Genomic DNA, 15,006 nt, shown 5'->3' on the forward strand with positions numbered 1-15,006 from the left:
CGCTCCCCCTCACCCGCCCTAGCGGAAGGCGTTACGAGCGCAACCCGTACAGCTTACTCGCTCAGGTGTCGCCCTCGAACAGGCTCGTGACGGAGCCGTCGGTGAAGACCTCGGTGACGGCGCGGGCGATGAGCGGCGCGATCGAGAGCACCGTCAGCTTGTCGAACCGCTTGGCCTCCGACAGCGGCAGCGTGTTGGTCACGATGACCTCGGAGATGCGCGAGTTCTTCAGCCGGTCGACGGCGGGGTCGGAGAAGACCGCGTGGGTGGCGGCCACGATGACGTTGGTGGCGCCCTGCTCGTAGAGGGCGTCGGCGGCCTTGCAGATCGTGCCGGCGGTGTCGATCATGTCGTCGATCAGCACGCAGGTGCGGCCGCTGACCTTGCCGACGACCTCGCTGACCTTCACGGAGTTGGCCACGTCGAGGTCGCGGCGCTTGTGGATGAAGGCCAGGGGCGTGCCGAGGGTGTCGGCCCAGCGCTCGGACAGGCGGACGCGGCCGGTGTCGGGCGAGACGACGGTCGTGTTCTCCAGGTCGAGCTTGTTCTTCAGGTAGCTCTCCAGGACCGGCATCGCGAACAGGTGGTCGACGGGACCGTCGAAGAAGCCCTGGATCTGCGAGGTGTGCAGGTCGATCGACATGAGCCGGTCGGCGCCGGCGGTCTTGAACAGGTCGGCCATCAGCCGGGCGGTGATGGGCTCGCGGCCGCGGCCCTTCTTGTCCTGACGGGCGTAGCCGAAGAACGGCATGACCACGGTGATGCGCTTGGCCGAGGCCCGCTTGAGCGCGTCGACCATGATGAGCTGTTCCATGATCCACTTGTTGATGGGACCGGTGTGGCTCTGGATCACGAACGCGTCGCAGCCGCGGACGGACTCCAGGTAGCGGGCGTAGATCTCGCCGTTGGCGAAGTCGATCAGTTTGGTGGGGGTGAGTGAGACGCCGACGTGCTCGGCAACCTCTTCGGCCAGCTCTGGATAGGCCCGGCCGGAGAAGAGCATGAGGTTCTTCTCGCCCGGCTGTTTGATGCTGGTCACTGTTCGTTCTCCTGCTGTGCTCGCTCGGCCAGCGCCCGTTCGGCGGCGGCGGCCGACTTGGTGCCCGCGCGCTTGCGCAGGACCCATTTCTCGATGTTGCGCTGTCGCGCCCTGGCCACGCCCATCGCCCCTGGGGGTACGTCGCTGACGATCACGGACCCGGCGGCGGTGTTGGCGCCTTCGCCGATCGTCACGGGGGCGATGAGCATGGTGTCGCAGCCGACGAACGCGCCGTCGCCCACGGTGGTGTGGTGCTTGTCGACCCCGTCGTAGTTGACGAAGACGGTGGAGGCGCCGATGTTGACGTCCTCCCCGATGGTGGCGTCGCCGGCGTAGGTGAGGTGGGGCACCTTGGAGCGCTCGCCGACCTTGGTGTTCTTCATCTCGACGAACGTGCCCGCCTTCGACCTGCGGCTGAGCACGGTGCCGGGGCGCAGGTAGGCGTAGGGGCCGACGTTGGCCTCGGGGCCGATCTCGGCGCCGTCGCAGACCGCGTTGCGCACGACGGCGCGCTCGCCGACGCGGGTGTCGGTCAGCGTGGTGGCCGGGCCGACCTCGGCTCCGGCGCCGATGACCGTGCGGCCGTGGAGCTGGGTGCCGGGGTGGACGACGGCGTCGGGCCCGATCTCGACGCCCACGTCGACCCACGTGGTGGCCGGGTCGACGACGGTGACGCCGGCGCGCATGTGCTGCTCCAGCAGCCGCTGGTTGAGCACCTTGCGGGCGAAGGCGAGCTGGACGCGGTCGTTGACGCCCTCGACCTCGACGTAGTCGGCGGCCACGCAGGCGCCGACCCGGTGGCCGTCGCCGCGCAGGATGCCGAGGACGTCGGTGAGGTACTCCTCGCCCTGGGCGTTGTCGGTGGACACGCGCTTGACGGCGTCGGCGAGCAGCAGGCCGTCGAAGGCGTAGATGCCGGAGTTCATCTCCTTGATCGCGCGCTGCTCGTCGTCGGCGTCCTTCTCCTCGACGATCTCCAGCACGGCGCCGGAGGGGTCGCGGACGATCCGGCCGTAACCGGTCGGGTCGGGCACCTCGGCCGTCAGCACGGTGACCGCGTTGCCGTCGGCGGCGTGCTTGGCGAGCAGCGTGGCGAGCGTGCGGGCCTGCATGAGCGGCACGTCGCCGTAGGTGACCAGGATCGTGCCGGCGATCGTGCCGACCTCTTCGAGCACGGTGCGGACGGCGTGGCCGGTGCCGCGCTGCTCACGCTGGACGACGGCGCGCGCGTCGGGGCTGGTGGCGGCCAGATGGCCGCCGACCTGTTCGAGCGCGTGCCCGATGACCACGATGAGCCGCTCGGGATCGAGGTCTCGGGCGGCGGCGAGCATGTGGTCGACCAGCGCGCGGCCGCACAGCTCGTGGAGGACTTTCGGGGTCTGGCTCTTCATCCGGGTGCCCTCGCCCGCGGCGAGGACGATGACGGCTGCCGGGCGCGGCACACTCACGGACTGAGACTCCCTGTGACTGGACGGATCAGGGTCGTCGGCGCGGCTACCGCACCGCAACCCTCCCGACACCGTGAGGATACCTGCCCGGTTCGGAACTCTTTCGCGCGGGGAGTCGCGGGATGGCTGTCAAGGCTCCCGGAAGAGGACTCGAACCCCTACAAAGTGGACCAAAACCACTTGTCCTGCCGATTAGACGATCCGGGACGGACCGGACGCCGTGGCGTCCGGCACACAGCCCCTACGATACCGAGCCCGCACGGGCGTATGCGCCCCCAATTCTCTCGCACATCTCCAGTGCCGCGAATACCGGGGACACGCGGGGGTAGTCGGCGCGCTGGTCGCATAACAGACCACCCCAAAAGCCGCAAGGCACGAAACCCACTCACCTGGGCGCGCCGGCCGTCAGCTAAGTGACATCCACACTTAGGGCTTCCTTACTTACGATGGCGTAGGTTACGGTGGCGTAGCCTGGACATTCATCCTCATACATGTCGTTGGAGGTAGCCCATGACCGTTCTCGCCGAGCGTTCCTCCCCCGCCCCGAAGCCCGACTTCGAAGAAGAACCGAAGTCCAGGGCAGAAATCGTCACGTTCGCCCTCGTGGTCGGACTGCCCCTGGTCGCGCTCGCGGCGGCAGTGCCCCTGGCCTGGGGATGGGGACTCGGCTGGACGGACATCGTCATCGCCTTCGTCTTCTACGTCGTCTCCGGGCTCGGCGTCACCGTCGGGCTCCACCGCTACTTCACGCACGGCTCGTTCAAGGCCAAGCGGCCGCTGAAGATCGCGATGGGCATCGCGGGCAGCCTGTCGCTGGAGATGTCCGTGCTGGACTGGGTGGCCACGCACCGCAAGCACCACAAGTTCTCCGACAAGGAGGGCGACCCGCACTCGCCGTGGCGCTTCGGCCCCGGCTTCAAGTCGATGTCCAAGGGCCTGCTGTACGCCCACATGGGCTGGCTGTTCGAGAGCGAGCGCACCAACCGCGAGAAGTACGCCCCCGACCTGTGCAAGGACGAGGACATCCAGAAGCTGCACAAGTGGTTCCCCACGCTGGCCCTCGTCTCGGTCCTGCTGCCCGGCGTGCTCGGCCTGCTGCTGACCTGGTCCTGGCAGGGCGGCCTGACCGCGCTGTTCTGGGGCTCGCTGATCCGCATCGGCCTGCTGCACCACGTGACCTGGTCGATCAACTCGATCTGCCACGTCTTCGGCGAGGAGTCCTTCCAGGTGCGTGACAAGTCGCGCAACGTCTGGTGGCTGGCCATCCCGTCGTTCGGCGAGTCCTGGCACAACCTGCACCACTCCGACCCCACCTGCGCCCGGCACGGCGCGCTCAAGGGCCAGATCGACCTCAGCGCCGGCCTGATCCGCCTGTTCGAACGGGCGGGCTGGGTGTACGACGTGCGCTGGCCGACGCCAGAACGCCTGGCGGCGAAGCGCATTGCCTGACGAGAATCAGCCGATGAACGGCCATTCGTCCGTGGCCGTCATTATGGAACCCGTGACCGAACCCCGATCGCGCAGGCGCATGTCCGGTAGAGAGCGCAGAGAGCAGCTGATCCTGATCAGCCGCACGCTGTTCGCCGAGAAGGGGTTCGACGGGACCTCTATAGAGGAGATCGCCGCCACCGCGCAGGTGTCGAAGCCTGTGGTGTACGAGCATTTCGGCGGCAAGGAAGGCGTCTACGCGGTCGTCGTCGACCGCGAGATGCAGAAGCTGCTCGGCATGATCACCTCGGCCCTCGCCGCCTCCCACTCCCTCATCAAGCTGGAGCGGGCCGCCCTGGCCCTGCTCCAGTACATCGAGGAGAGCAGCGAGGGCTTCCGCATCCTGGTGCGCGACTCGCACGCGGCCTCGGGCACGGGCACGTTCGCCAGCCTGATCAGCGAGATCGCCAGCCAGGTCGAGGACGTCCTGGCCGATGAGTTCGCCGGCCGGGGCTACGACCCCAAGCTCGCCCCGATGTACGCCCAGATGCTGGTCGGCATGGTCGCGCTGACCGGCCAGTGGTGGCTGGACGTGCGCAAGCCGGGCCGCGAGGAGGTCGCCGCGCACCTGGTGAACCTGGCCTGGAACGGCCTGACCGGGCTGAACCCGAGCCCGGCGATCTCGGTGGCCACCCGCAACCAGGCCGCCGCCGCCGCCAAACCGCGCGTCAGCGACAAGGATCTGCGGGAATTCGAGAAGGCCCGCGAGAAGGAGCTCAAGGAAGCCGAGAAGCTTCGCCAGCGAGAGTTGCGTGACGCGGAGAAAGCCCGGGTACGAGAGTTGAAGGAGCGCGAGCGGCTGCTGAAGGAGGCGGAGAAGGCCCGCGAGCGCGAGGAGAAGATCCGTCAGCGCGAGGCCCGGCTCGCCGAGCGCGCCGCACGCCTTGAGCAGGCCGAACAGCCAGAGTGAGTTCGTTGCGGCTACGTTAACGTTCCGTTCAACCAATCGGGGCAATATAGGCCATATGTCCGCGGAACCGCTGCAATCGGGAAACGACCTGCCCCTGCCACAGGAGCGGTTCCTCAACCGCGAGGAAAGCTGGCTCCAGTTCAACGAGCGCGTCCTCGAACTGGCCGAGGACCCGTCGGTCCCGCTGCTCGAACGGGTGCGCTTCCTGGCCATCTTCGCCAGCAACCTGGACGAGTTCTTCCGCGTACGGGTGGCCGGCCTCAAGCGGCGCATGGCCACCGGGCTGCTGCTGCGCACCAAGAGCGGGCTGAAGCCGCGCGAGGAGCTGGCCCGGATCGCCACGATCGCCGACTCCCTGGCCAAGCGGCACGCCGCCGCCTTCCACGACCGCGTCTGCCCCCAGCTCGCGACCGAGGGCATCGAGATCGTCCGGTGGGACGACCTGGGCCGCGAGGAGCGCACGGAGCTGCGCAAGCTGTTCAGGGAGCGGATCAGGCCGGTGCTGACGCCGCTCGCGGTCGACCCGGCGCACCCGTTCCCCTACATCTCCGGGCTCAGCCTCAACCTGGCCGTGCTGGTGCGCAACCCGATCACCGACCACACCGTCTTCGCGCGGGTGAAGGTGCCCTCGCAGCTCCCCCGGTTCGTGCCGGCCTCGAAGGACCGGTTCGTGCCGCTGGAGGACGTCATCGCGGCCCACCTCGGCCAGCTGTTCAAGGGCATGGAGATCCTCCAGCACCACGTCTTCCGCGTCACCAGGAACGAAGACCTCGACGTCGACGAGGACGTCACCGAGAACCTCATGCAGGCGCTGGAGAAGGAGCTGCTCAAGCGGCGGTTCGGGTCGCCCGTGCGGCTGGAGGTCGAGGAGACGATCACGCCGGAGGTGCTGGCCCCGCTCATCGAGGAGCTGGAGCTGGCCCCGCACGAGATCTACCGGCTGCCCGGCCCGCTCGACCTGACCGGCCTGCACGCCATCGCCGACCTCGACCGCGGCGAGCTGAGCTTCCGCCCGTTCGTGCCGGCCGAGGTGATCAACGCCGAGGACGACCTCTTCTCCACCCTGCGCGAGCGCGACGTGCTGCTGCACCACCCGTACGACTCGTTCGCGACCAGCGTGCAGCGGTTCATCGAGGTGGCCGCGGCCGACCCGCGGGTGCTGGCGATCAAGCAGACCCTCTACCGGACCAGCGGCGAGTCGCCCATCGTCGACGCGCTGATCGACGCGGCCGAGGCGGGCAAGCAGGTCGTCGTGGTCGTGGAGATCAAGGCCCGGTTCGACGAGCACGCCAACATCTCCTGGGCCAGGAAGCTGGAGCGGGCCGGCTGCCACGTGGTCTACGGCGTGGTCGGCCTGAAGACCCACTGCAAGCTGGCCCTCGTCGTACGGCAGGAGCCCTCGGGCGAGCTGCGCCGCTACTGCCACATCGGCACCGGCAACTACAACCCCAAGACGGCCCGCCAGTACGAGGACTTCGGCCTGCTCACCGCCGACCCGCTGGTGGGCGAGGACGTCACCGACCTGTTCATCCACCTGACCGGCTACTCCAACCACTCGGCCTACCGCAGGCTGCTGGTCGCGCCGCACTCGATGCGCAGCGGCCTGCTGGCCAGGATCGACCGGGAGATCGCCCACCAGCAGGCGGGCCGCCCGGCGCGGATCAGGATCAAGACGAACTCGCTGGTGGACGAGCCGATCATCGACGCGCTCTACCGGGCGTCCAGGGCGGGGGTGCCGGTGGACCTGTGGGTGCGCGGTATCTGCATCCTTCGCCCAGGAATCCCCAATTTGTCAGAAAATATCCGCGTAAGGTCGGTTTTGGGGCGCTTTTTGGAGCACTCCCGCGTGTACGAGTTCGGCCTGGGCAGGCGTCCCGAGGTGTGGATCGGCAGCGCCGACCTGATGCGCAGGAACCTCGACCGCCGGGTCGAGGCCCTGGTCAAGGTGACCTCCCAGCAGCACAAGGCGTACCTGATCGAGCTGATGGACCTGGCCATGGCCGACACCACGAACGCGTGGTGGCTCAGCTCCGACGGCACCTGGATCCGCCACCAGGGCGAGGACCTGCAGAGCCATCTCGTCGGCACCAGGCGATGGAGGACCGTTGACGACTGACCTGCTCCGGGCCGCCGGAGCCGTGGTCTGGAGGGGCGCGGAGACCAGCCCCGAGGTGGCGGTGATCCACCGACCGCGCTACGACGACTGGACCTTCCCCAAGGGCAAGCTGGAGAGCGGCGAGCACGTCATCGCCGCCGCCCTGCGCGAGGTCACCGAGGAGACCGGCCTGACGGCCGTCCTGGGCCGGGCCCTGCCGCCGATCCACTACCTCAGCGGCGGCCGGCTCAAGCGCGTCGACTACTGGACGGCGCGGGTCGCCTCCGACGCCGGCTTCGAGCCGGGCGACGAGGTCGACGGGCTGCGCTGGCTGCCCGTCGACCGGGCTCGCGAGCTGCTGACCTACGAGTGGGACGCCGGGCTGCTGCGCGCCCTGACCGCCGCGCCGCTCGCGACCGTGCCGCTGGTGCTCGTCCGGCACGCCACGGCCGGGTCCAGGAGCCGGTGGGACGGCGACGACGCGCTGCGCCCGCTGGACGACCACGGCGGCTCCCAGGCCGCCGCCCTGGCCACCGCGCTGCCCGCCTACCGGCCCGAGCTGCTGGTCAGCTCGCCCAGCCGGCGGTGCGTCCAGACGCTGGAGCCGTACGGGGCCGAGGTCGGGGCCGAGATCAGGACCGAGCCGCTGCTCAGCGAGGAGGGCCAGGACCCGCGCAAGACGCCGGAACTGGTCGGCGACCTCGCCGTGCCCGCGGCCGTGTGCAGCCACGGCAAGGTCCTGCCGCACCTGATCCACGCGCTGAGCGGCAAGGACGTGCACCTGCGCAAGGGCGCGTTCGCGGTGCTGCACCGGGCCGGCGGGCACGTCGTCGGCGTGGAGCGCTACGCGACCTGACGGCTCACCAGGTGACCGGCAGACGGGCGAAGCCCTGGGTGATCCTGCCCTCGTTGCGCGGCAGCTCCGCGACCGGGACGGCCAGGCGCAGTCCGGGGAGACGCTGGAACAGCCGGCTGAACACCGCCTCCAGCTCCACCCTGGCCAGGCTCGCGCCGATGCAGAACCGCGGGCCGTACCCGAAGGCGAGATGCGGGTCGGTCGGAGGACGGCCGATGACGAAGGTGTCGGGATCGGGATAGACCTGTTCGTCCCGGTTCGCCACGCCGGTGTTGAGGACGACGGCCTCGCCGCGGCGGATCGTGCGGCCGTCGATCTCGATGTCCTCGTGGGCGTACCTGGGCAGGCCGTGCAGGCTCGGCGCGGCCATGCGCAGGATCTCCTCGACCGCGGCGGGCGCGAGCCCGGGGTCCGACCGCAGCCGGTCGAGCTGGCCGGGGTTGGCCAGCAGCAGGAGCACGCCGTGGTCGATGCGGTTGACCGTGGTCTCGTGCCCGGCGAACAGCAGGCCGGCGGCCAGCTCGGCGATCTTGCCGTCGTCGTCCAGCTCGCCCGCCAGGTCCGACAGGACGTCCTCGGCCGGTTCGTGCCGTTTGCGGGCGATCAGCCCGGCCATGTAGGCGCTCAGCTCCGCCCGTGCCGCGACCCCGGCCGCCTCGTCCTGAAGGTCGGCCATGCGTGCGGACACGCCGCTGAAGTACTCCCTGTCCTCGTACGGGACGCCGAGCAGCCGGCAGATGACCAGCACGGGCAGCGGGAAGGAGAGCTCGGCGTGCAGGTCGGCCGGCGGCGTCAGCCCGGCCAGGCGGTCCAGCCGCTCCTCGACCAGGGCGCCGACCTCGCCGGCCAGCCGCCTCATCCGCCGGGCCGAGAAGGACGGCGCGAACAGCCTGCGCAGGCGCTCGTGGTCGGCCTTCTCCGTGGCGGTCTCGCCCTGCGGCCCGCCGAGGATGGCGGAGTTCGACACGCGCGGCGCCCGCTCGGGCTCGGGGTGGGAACGTCCCAGCCGGCTGTCGCTGAACAGCCTGCGTGCCTGTTCGTAGCCGGTGACCAGCCAGACCTCGTCGCCCACCGAGGTGCGCACCCGCGCGATGCCCTCCTTCGCCCGCAGTTCCCGGTAGGCCGACGGAACGTCGAGGGGGTCGCTGCGCGCGAAGGGTATTGCCGGAAGGTTCGTCATAGAACCTTCTTAACCGCCTTCACGGTTTCCGCCCAGACTCTGGGGAAATTGGCCTCGGCACGTTCGGCGGTGTTGCGTTCGATCCCGATCAGCAACCCGTACGTGAAGGTGTCCTCGCCCGCCTGCCGGGCGCCCTCGGCCTCCTTGGCCAGCGTCTCCTGGGCGACCACGCCGTCCCGGTGCGCCCCCAGCACCTCCTGGACGTTCTCGGCCAGCTCGGCCAGCCTGGCCATGCCCTTGCCGAGGGTGGGTTCGAGGGCTTCGGCGGTGTATCGAGCGCGTTTGGCCGCCTTGCGGACGTCGTGCAGGGCGATCTCGCGGCGTCCGGCGTCCTCGGTGGTTTGGGCTACCTCGTACGCCCTGGTCACGCGGTCCCAGCCGGCGGCGGCGAGGGCGGTGAGCTTGTCCTTCGCCGGCTTGGCGGCGGCCTTGCCCAGCTCGGGGGTGGCGATCAGGGCGTCGAGGGCGTCCAGGAGGGTGTAGTAGCGGTCGCCGCTGAGCGCGTCCTTGATGCGCTCGTACGCCTCCTGCTCGCGGACGCGCAGGTCCGCGCCGAGACGGGTCCGGATGGGGCCGGTGACCAGCTCGGGGGCGAGGCCGGACAGCTCCCCGGCGAACCTGGCCCTGATCACCTCCAGGTCGCGGGCCTCGCCGAGCACCGTGCCGAGCCAGCGCAGCTCCTCCTGGACCTGCTCCGTGCCGGTCACCACCGACTTGAACGCCTTGAGCGCGCTGCGCAACCTGCGCGAGGCCACCCGCATCTGGTGGACGGCGTCCTCCTCGGCCCTGCGCACCCGCGGATCCTGGCTGAGGAGGGCGGCGACCTGGCTCGACAGGTAGTCGATGACGGTCTCGCCCGCCGTGCCGGGCTCGGTGGCGGCCCTGGCGGGCGGGGCGGGTTCGAGGAGCCGGGCGAGCTTGCTGGCGCTGCCCGCCGGGGTCGCCCCGGCCTTGCGCAGCCGTTTGCCGACCTTGGCCAGCAGGTCGCGCCGGTCCTCGGCCAGCAGCTCGGCCTCCACCTCGCGCCACCGCAGCACCTTGCCGTCCCGGTGGACGGTGCCCTTCACCCGGTCGTCGGCGATCTCGACCAGCCGGGTGCCGCCGTCGTGCAGCAGGGTGACGCTGCGTCGCGTGTCGAGCTCGGCCACCACCTGGAGTTCCGCGCCCCTGGCGTAGGCCCGGACGAGTTCGGCCAGCTCCGGCGGCACGACCTTGGTGCTGCGGGTGAGTGGACACGTGATCTCCTGGCGCACCCCCCTGGCCTTGGGCAGCTTCAGGTGCCAGCCCGCGTCGTCGCCGCCGCGCCTGCGTCTGAGCGTGACGCCGCGCGCGGCCAGCCGCAGATCGGCCGTGTCGTAGTAGAGCGCCACGAGCTGATGACTGCGCGGGCCCGTGACCTGGGCCAGGCCGCTCAGGTCCGGGATCGTGTAGTCGGTCGGAACGTCGAACTTGTCCTCGATCTCGATGCCCACTGCACCTCACAAGTGTCCGATATCGGACCATGATGCCACCTGCAGGTGAACATCACACGGCCTGCAGGAGCTCGATCCGGTTGCCCACGGGGTCCGTGACGTAGATCCGGCGGTAGCCCGGAAAGAGGTCGTCGGGCACCGCGCCCGGGATCCTGGCCGCGTAGGCGTCAAGGTCTTCGACCAGGAACGCCGGGTGGGCCTTGCGCGCGGGCCTGAAGTCGTCCTCGATGCCGAGGTGGATCTCCACGCCGTCGCCGCGGAACCAGGCGCCGCCGCGTTTGGCCAGCTCCGCGGGCTTGGGGACCTCGTGCAGGCCGAGCACGTCGCCGTAGAAGGCGCGCAGCTCGGGCTCACTGCCCTTGGGCGCGGCGAGTTGGACGTGGTGCAGGGCTTTGATCGTCATCTCTGGGTCTCCACGGGTCATTTCCGTGTCTTCACGGGGCATCTCTGGGCCACGGTCACTTCTGGGCCACGGTCATTTCTGGGTCTCCACGGGTCATTTCTGGGCCACTACGAAGATTCGGCGGAAGGGGAAGGGGGTGCCGTAGCTTCTGGCCGGGTAGGCCTCGGCGAGCAGCCCGGCCAGGTCGGCCTTGAACTGCCGCTGCTCCGCCGGGTCGAGCCGGTCGAAGATCGGGCGCAGGGCCGTGCCGGAGACCCAGTCGAGGACCGGGTTCTCGCCCTGGAGCAGGTGCACGTAGGTGGTCTCCCAGGCGTCCACCTGGCAGCCGCCGTCGTTGAGGAAGTCGAGATACTGGACCGGGTCGTCCACCGGGTTGGTGCGGTTGAGGTCGCTGAGCCGGTCGGACCAGGTGCGGGAGGCGCACAGCTCGCGGATGGCGACGTGGCTCGGGGCGTCGAAGTTGCCCGGCACCTGGAAGGCCAGCCAGCCGCCGGGGGCCAGCTCCTCCAGCCAGTGTTCGAGCACGTCGTGGTGGGAGGGCACCCACTGCAGGACGGCGTTGGAGACGATCACGTCCATGGGGCGGTCGGGGTGCCAGGTGTCAACGTCGGCCACGGCGAAATGCACCGAGCTGGTGAGCTTGCGGGCCTTGGCGATCATCGCGGGCGAGGCGTCGAAGCCCTCGACGGTGGCGTCCGGCCAGCGTTCGGCCAGCATGACGGTGAGTTCGCCGCTGCCGCAGCCCGCGTCCACGACATAATCGGGAGCCACCGCACCGACTCTGGACATCAGCTCGATGAACGGCCGCGACCGCTCGTCGGCGTAGACGGCGTAGGTCACCGGGTCCCAGATATCTCTTGACATAGAGATAATTGATATCGAGAGAGATATCTCGATGTCAAGACAGTAGACTCTGTGTCATGACGCCACAGGATGACGAGGTCGACCGGCTGGTCGCGGCATGGCGGATCGAGCGGCCCGATCTCGACGTCGAGCCCCTCCAGGTCCTCTCCAGGGTGTCACGGCTGGCCAAACATCTCGACCGCGCCAGGCGGGCGGCGTTCGCCGAACACGATCTGGAACCTTGGGAGTTCGACGTGCTCACCGCGTTGCGGCGGGCCGGTAAGCCGTACGAGCTGAGCCCCGGGGCCCTGCTGCGGGCCACACTGGTGACGTCCGGGACGATGACCAACCGCATCGACCGGCTCGCGCAGGCGGGTCTGGTGCGGCGGCGGCCCGACCCCGAGGACCGGCGCGGCGTGCTGGTGTCGCTGACGGACACGGGGGTGGCGCGGGTGGACGCGGCGTTCGCCGACCTGCTCCGGCGTGAGCGCGACCTGCTCTCCGGCCTCCAACCCGCCGACCAGCGTTCCCTCGCCGCCCTCCTCCGCCTGCTCCTCACCCCCTTCGACTCCCCCCAATAACCCCTCTACGAGCTTTCACGCACGCTCTTCCGGCGAGCGTTGGCCGCGGACGGCCCCCAGTTCGGGGGCCGCAGGGCCACGGCCGCCCGGCGACGGCTCCAGCAGTGGCGGCGATGGCCGGTTGTGTGCGGCCCTGTTCCGCTGCGGTTCTATCCCGCTGCGGCTCTGTCCCGCCGCGGCTCTTCCCCGCTGCGGCTCTGTCCTGCTGCGGCTCTGTCCTGCTGCGGCTCTGTTCTGCTGCGGCTGTTCTGCTGGGGTACTGCGTTCCGCGCTTCTGCAGGGGTCTCTTTATGCGCTTTTGCTCTTCCGCGGTCCTGCTCTTCCGCAGGGCCCCTATGCGGGGCTCCTATGCGGTTCCGTCGTTGCGCGGGGGCTCTTGGCCCGCCGACGTCGGCGGGCGTCCGTCCGGGGCGGGTCAGGAGACTGACCTAGAGGCCTCGCCGGCCTGCGGCGGAGGCCGCCACGTCGGCCATCGCCTTGTGACCCGCACCGGCGACGGCTCCAGGCCGGGCCGCCGACGCCGCCTCTCCGGAGGCCGTCGAACCGGCGCGAATCCTCGCGTGCGAGAGCGTGGCGGGGTCAGTCGCCGAGGCGGTCGGCCACTTCGAGCCATTCCGCCTCGACGGTGTCCTTCTGGGCCAGGACGTCGCGTAGCTGGGCGTCGAGGGAGCCCAGCTTGGCGTAGTCGCTGGCGGCTTCGGCCATGGCGGCGTGGAGGCGGGCCTCCTGGTCGCCGAGCTTGTCGAGCTGGCGTTCCAGGCGGTTGAGTTCCTTGCGGAGCTCGCGTTCCTCCTTGGCCGACAGCCCGGTCTCCGGCTGCGCGCCGGACGACGCCGCAACCGGGGCCGGAGCGCCGGACGCCGGGGCAGGCGCGCTGCCGACACGGGCGGTCACCGCCGTGCCGGCGCTGCGGCGTTCGAGGTATTCGTCCACCCCGCCCGGCAGCAGCACGAGCTTGCCGTCACCCAGCAGCGCCACGCACCGGTCGGTCACCCGCTCCAGGAAGTAGCGGTCGTGACTCACCAGGATCAGCGTGCCCGGCCAGCCGTCCAGCAGGTCTTCGAGCTCGTTGAGGGTCTCGATGTCGAGGTCGTTGGTGGGCTCGTCGAGGAGCAGCACGTTGGGGTCGTCCATCAGCAGGCGCAGCAACTGCAGCCGCCGCCGCTCGCCGCCGGACAGGTCGCCGATGACCTTCCACTGCGCGTCACCCTTGAAGCCCAGACGCTCCAGCAACTGGGACGCCGTCCACTCCCGCTTGCCCAGCTGGAGGTACTTGCGGATCTCCTCCACCGACTCCAGCACCCGCCGCGACGGGTCGAGCTCGGTCAGCTCCTGGGACAGATGCGCCAGACGTACGGTCTTGCCCCGGATCACCCGGCCCGAGTCCGGCTGGACGCTGTCGGCGAGCAACCGCAGCACCGACGACTTGCCCGACCCGTTGACGCCGATCAGACCGATCCGGTCGCCAGGCCCGAACTGCCAGGTGCAGTGATCGAGCACCAGCGGCCCGTCGCCGGGGCCGCCCGCGTGCAGGGTGACGTCTTCCAGGTCGTAGACGGTCTTGCCGAGCCTGGCTGCGGCGAACCGCATCAGCTCGACGGTCTCCCGCGCCGGCGGCTCGTTCGCGATCAGGGCCTGCGCCGCGTCGATCCGGAACTTCGGCTTGGACGTGCGGGCGGGCGGACCGCGCCGCAGCCAGGCGATCTCCTTGCGCATGAGGTTCTGGCGGCGTTCCTCGGCCGCCTGGGCGATGCGCGCCCGCTCGGCCTTGGCCAGCACGTACGCGGCGTAGCCGCCCTCGTAGCGCTCGACCCGGCCGTCGACGACCTCCCACGTGCGGGTGGAGACGGCGTCGAGGAACCAGCGGTCGTGGGTCACGACCAGCAGGGCGCTCTTCCTGGCCGCCAGGTGGGCGGCGAGCCAGGCGATGGCCTCGATGTCGAGGTGGTTGGTGGGCTCGTCGAGCATGACCAGGTCGTGGTCGTCGATGAGCAGACGGGCCAGCGCCGTACGCCTGCGCTCGCCACCGGACAGCGCGGCGGCCTTGGCGCTGAGGTCGAGGTCGCCGATCAGGTTCGTCAGGATCTCGCGGACCTGCTGGTCACCTGCCCATTCGTGCTCAGCCCGGTCCCCAAGGACGAGCTGGCTCACGGTGGCCTCGGGGTCGAGGGTGTCCTGCTGGGACAGGAACCCGACCCGCAGCCCGCGCGTGTGGGTGACCCGGCCGCTGTCGGGACGCACGTCACCGGCGATGACCGACATCAGGGTCGTCTTACCGCCCCCGTTGCGGCCGACGACGCCGATGCGCTCCCCGGCCTCGATGCCCAGGGAGACGTCGCTGAGGAGCGGCTTGGGCCCGTAGGCGTGGGAGACCGACTCAAGGTTGACCAGATTCATGACGTGTCCAGGGTATCGGTCCCCTCAACCGCTTCCCGACGCCCACGACGTCCCTTGATCGTCTACGGGCCAGGGATTGCCGGACCGAATGCCCACCTTGAGCGCCAGCCTCACGTCCGTCCCCTGGAGGCGTCGCCCCCGCGCGGCGAAACGTTGGCCCCCTCCCACGGTGGGCAGGCGCACGCGATGCCCGGCGCCCTCTCACACCGCCCGTCCGTGATCAGCAGGTCCGTACGAGCCGACCCCGAACCCGATGTCCGTGCCCCCCGTTGTTCAGATCCAGGTGTTGGCGGC

12 protein-coding genes and 1 tRNA gene are annotated in these 15,006 nt (G+C 70.0%); 5 read left to right on the plus strand and 8 right to left on the minus strand.

What is annotated here, in order from left to right; all coding sequences use genetic code 11:
- Positions 1-61: 61 nt before the first annotated feature.
- From ABT158_RS13510 to ABT158_RS13520, 3 genes are all read right to left on the minus strand, one after another.
- Positions 62-1,039, minus strand: coding sequence for a ribose-phosphate diphosphokinase (locus ABT158_RS13510; protein ID WP_352321976.1), 978 nt, complete (start codon positions 1,037-1,039; stop codon positions 62-64).
- The gene (glmU, locus tag ABT158_RS13515; RefSeq protein WP_352353030.1) at positions 1,036-2,487 is read right to left on the minus strand and encodes a bifunctional UDP-N-acetylglucosamine diphosphorylase/glucosamine-1-phosphate N-acetyltransferase GlmU; all 1,452 of its coding nucleotides are present in this window, start codon (positions 2,485-2,487) and stop codon (positions 1,036-1,038) included. The genes ABT158_RS13510 and glmU overlap by 4 nt, the downstream gene beginning before the upstream one ends.
- 135 nt (positions 2,488-2,622) lie before the next feature.
- A tRNA-Gln gene (locus ABT158_RS13520) sits at positions 2,623-2,694 on the minus strand.
- A 303-nt stretch (positions 2,695-2,997) separates the two neighbouring features.
- On the opposite strand from ABT158_RS13520, the gene ABT158_RS13525 reads away from it, so the two are divergent.
- The 4 genes from ABT158_RS13525 to ABT158_RS13540 are packed head-to-tail and all read left to right on the plus strand — an operon-like array spanning position 2,998 to position 7,836.
- Entirely contained in the window at positions 2,998-3,936 is a 939-nt protein-coding gene (locus ABT158_RS13525) for an acyl-CoA desaturase (RefSeq protein ID WP_352353031.1), read from the plus strand.
- A gap of 43 nt (positions 3,937-3,979) precedes the next feature.
- A complete protein-coding gene (locus ABT158_RS13530) occupies positions 3,980-4,885 on the plus strand; it encodes a TetR/AcrR family transcriptional regulator (RefSeq protein ID WP_502911530.1) in 906 nt (301 codons plus the stop codon).
- 55 nt (positions 4,886-4,940) lie between these two features.
- On the plus strand, positions 4,941-7,001 hold the full coding sequence (locus tag ABT158_RS13535; RefSeq protein ID WP_352353032.1) for an RNA degradosome polyphosphate kinase: 2,061 nt from the start codon (positions 4,941-4,943) through the stop codon (positions 6,999-7,001).
- On the plus strand, positions 6,991-7,836 hold the full coding sequence (locus ABT158_RS13540) for an NUDIX hydrolase (RefSeq protein WP_352353033.1): 846 nt from the start codon (positions 6,991-6,993) through the stop codon (positions 7,834-7,836). The genes ABT158_RS13535 and ABT158_RS13540 overlap by 11 nt, the downstream gene beginning before the upstream one ends.
- A 4-nt stretch (positions 7,837-7,840) precedes the next feature.
- On the opposite strand, the gene ABT158_RS13545 is transcribed toward ABT158_RS13540, so the two are convergent.
- From ABT158_RS13545 to ABT158_RS13560, 4 genes are all read right to left on the minus strand, one after another.
- Positions 7,841-9,016 carry a cytochrome P450 gene (locus tag ABT158_RS13545; protein ID WP_352353034.1) on the minus strand — a complete coding sequence of 392 codons (1,176 nt, stop codon included), beginning with the start codon at positions 9,014-9,016 and terminating at the stop codon, positions 7,841-7,843.
- The gene (locus ABT158_RS13550; RefSeq protein ID WP_352353035.1) at positions 9,013-10,488 is read right to left on the minus strand and encodes a CYTH and CHAD domain-containing protein; all 1,476 of its coding nucleotides are present in this window, start codon (positions 10,486-10,488) and stop codon (positions 9,013-9,015) included. Before ABT158_RS13550 ends, ABT158_RS13545 begins: the two co-directional genes overlap by 4 nt.
- Positions 10,489-10,540: 52 nt before the next feature.
- Positions 10,541-10,891 carry a VOC family protein gene (locus ABT158_RS13555; protein WP_352353036.1) on the minus strand — a complete coding sequence of 117 codons (351 nt, stop codon included), beginning with the start codon at positions 10,889-10,891 and terminating at the stop codon, positions 10,541-10,543.
- A 93-nt stretch (positions 10,892-10,984) separates the two neighbouring features.
- Positions 10,985-11,755 (minus strand): trans-aconitate 2-methyltransferase, encoded by a 771-nt coding sequence (locus ABT158_RS13560; RefSeq protein WP_352353037.1) that lies wholly within the window; start codon positions 11,753-11,755, stop codon positions 10,985-10,987.
- 56 nt (positions 11,756-11,811) lie between these two features.
- On the opposite strand from ABT158_RS13560, the gene ABT158_RS13565 reads away from it, so the two are divergent.
- Complete coding sequence (locus ABT158_RS13565; RefSeq protein WP_352353038.1) at positions 11,812-12,315, plus strand: MarR family winged helix-turn-helix transcriptional regulator; 504 nt, start codon at positions 11,812-11,814, stop codon at positions 12,313-12,315.
- A 579-nt stretch (positions 12,316-12,894) separates the two neighbouring features.
- Here ABT158_RS13565 and ABT158_RS13570 read toward each other — a convergent pair.
- Positions 12,895-14,712, minus strand: coding sequence for an ABC-F family ATP-binding cassette domain-containing protein (locus ABT158_RS13570; protein WP_352353039.1), 1,818 nt, complete (start codon positions 14,710-14,712; stop codon positions 12,895-12,897).
- Between the last annotated feature and the right edge of the window lie 294 nt (positions 14,713-15,006).

Origin of the sequence: Nonomuraea sp. NPDC001636 (genome assembly GCF_040298265.1) — a bacterium.
Lineage (GTDB): Bacteria > Actinomycetota > Actinomycetes > Streptosporangiales > Streptosporangiaceae > Nonomuraea.

What these genes read in the sequence shown, in the direction of transcription:
- ABT158_RS13525 (WP_352353031.1), top strand. Translation starts at nt 2,998, where the DNA reads ATGACCGTTCTCGCCGAGCGTTCCTCCCCCGCCCCGAAGCCCGACTTC.
- ABT158_RS13530 (WP_502911530.1), top strand. Translation starts at nt 3,980, where the DNA reads ATGGAACCCGTGACCGAACCCCGATCGCGCAGGCGCATGTCCGGTAGA.
- ABT158_RS13535 (WP_352353032.1), top strand. Translation starts at nt 4,941, where the DNA reads ATGTCCGCGGAACCGCTGCAATCGGGAAACGACCTGCCCCTGCCACAG.
- ABT158_RS13545 (WP_352353034.1), bottom strand. Translation starts at nt 9,016, where the DNA reads ATGACGAACCTTCCGGCAATACCCTTCGCGCGCAGCGACCCCCTCGAC.
- ABT158_RS13555 (WP_352353036.1), bottom strand. Translation starts at nt 10,891, where the DNA reads ATGACGATCAAAGCCCTGCACCACGTCCAACTCGCCGCGCCCAAGGGC.
- ABT158_RS13560 (WP_352353037.1), bottom strand. Translation starts at nt 11,755, where the DNA reads ATGTCAAGAGATATCTGGGACCCGGTGACCTACGCCGTCTACGCCGAC.
- ABT158_RS13565 (WP_352353038.1), top strand. Translation starts at nt 11,812, where the DNA reads ATGACGCCACAGGATGACGAGGTCGACCGGCTGGTCGCGGCATGGCGG.
- ABT158_RS13570 (WP_352353039.1), bottom strand. Translation starts at nt 14,712, where the DNA reads ATGAATCTGGTCAACCTTGAGTCGGTCTCCCACGCCTACGGGCCCAAG.